The sequence below is a fragment of the Mesorhizobium sp. P2_D6 genome (assembly GCF_056404315.1).
The window spans coordinates 1-1,427 of the sequence record NZ_JBFUEG010000070.1 but is presented as its reverse complement, the minus strand read 5'-3'; the positions used below and the strand labels follow the sequence as shown (position 1 = coordinate 1,427).

General features: G+C 65.3%; 1 protein-coding gene. It reads left to right on the top strand.

The genetic code is table 11. From position 1 onward, the window contains the following. Positions 1–156 precede the first annotated feature (156 nt). Entirely contained in the window at positions 157–1,356 is a 1,200-nt protein-coding gene (locus AC1D1L_RS33630; RefSeq protein ID WP_477345820.1) for an IS256 family transposase, read from the top strand. Positions 1,357–1,427: the final 71 nt, after the last annotated feature.

The following is a 1,427-nucleotide window of genomic DNA, read 5'->3' as shown; positions in this document are numbered from 1 at the left end:
ATCGTGTCCCACCGCGTGGTGTAGGTCGGCGGTTACGAAGCCGCTCGCGAGCGCGCCCTCAACAGCGCTGAAGCGAGCGAGCGGCGTAGCGGCGGTCATCGATGTTCCCCGGTAAGGTCGGGTTGCTGACACCAACCTGATTCGAAGGAACCATCGATGACCGACGACATGATGAACCTGCGCACGCTCGTGGAGAAGACCCCCGACGCCGATATCTTGCGCGAGATGATCGGCTTTGCCGCTGAGCGGCTGATGGAGCTGGAGGTGGGTGCCGCGACCGGCGCCGGCTATGGCGAGAAGAACCCGCTGCGCACGGCTCAGCGCAACGGCTACCGCGACAGAGACTGGGAGACGCGGGCCGGCACCGTCGAGCTGCGCATCCCCAAGCTCAGGAAGGGCTCCTACTTCCCCGGTTTCCTCGAACCGCGCCGCATGGCCGAGAAGGCGCTGACCGCCGTCATCCAGGAGGCGTACGTCCAGGGTATCTCGACCCGCTCGGTCGACGACCTGGTCAAGGCCATGGGCATGAGTGGTATCTCCAAGAGCCAGGTCAGCCGGCTGTGCGAAGAGATCGACGGCAAGGTCAAAGCGTTCCTTGAAAGACCCATCGAGGGCGACTGGCCATACGTGTGGGTGGATGCCACCTACCTGAAGGTGCGCCGCGGCGGACGCATCGTCTCGGTCGCCGTCATCATCGCTGTCGGCGTCAACGCGGACGGCCGGCGCGAGGTGCTGGGCATGGAGGTCGGCACGTCTGAGGCCGAGCCGATCTGGACGGAGTTTTTGCGCAAGCTGACCCGCCGTGGCCTGCGCGGCGTCAAGCTCGTTGTTTCCGATGCCCATGAAGGCATCAAGGCGGCCGTCACCAAGGTGCTGTGCGCGACATGGCAGCGCTGCCGGGTCCATTTCATGAGAAACGTGCTGGCGCATGCCGGCAAGAGCGGCCGCCGCGTCGTCTCGGCCTTCATCGCCACCGCCTTCGCCCAGGAGACGGCCGAGGCCGCCAGCACCCAATGGCGCGCCGTTGCCGACCAGATCCGGCCGAAGGTGCCGAAGCTGGCGACCATCATGGACGACGCCGAGCCCGACGTACTTGCCTACATGACTTTCCCCAAGGAGCACCGCGCCAAGCTGCACTCGACCAACCCGATCGAGCGCCTCAACGGCGAGATCAAGCGGAGGACCGAGGTCGTCGGCATCTTCCCCAATGACGATGCCATCGTCCGCCTCGTCGGCGCGTTGCTGCTTGAACAGAATGATGAATGGGCCGTGCAGCGGGCGCGCTACATGACTCTTGAGACCATCAGCCAGATGAGCGATGATCCGCTCATCAGCCTGCCGGCAGTGGCGCGCTGATCAGTCCGGCCCATGCCGGAGAGCACGGCGACCAATGCCGTCAGCTACACCACGCCAGTGGGCACGATCTC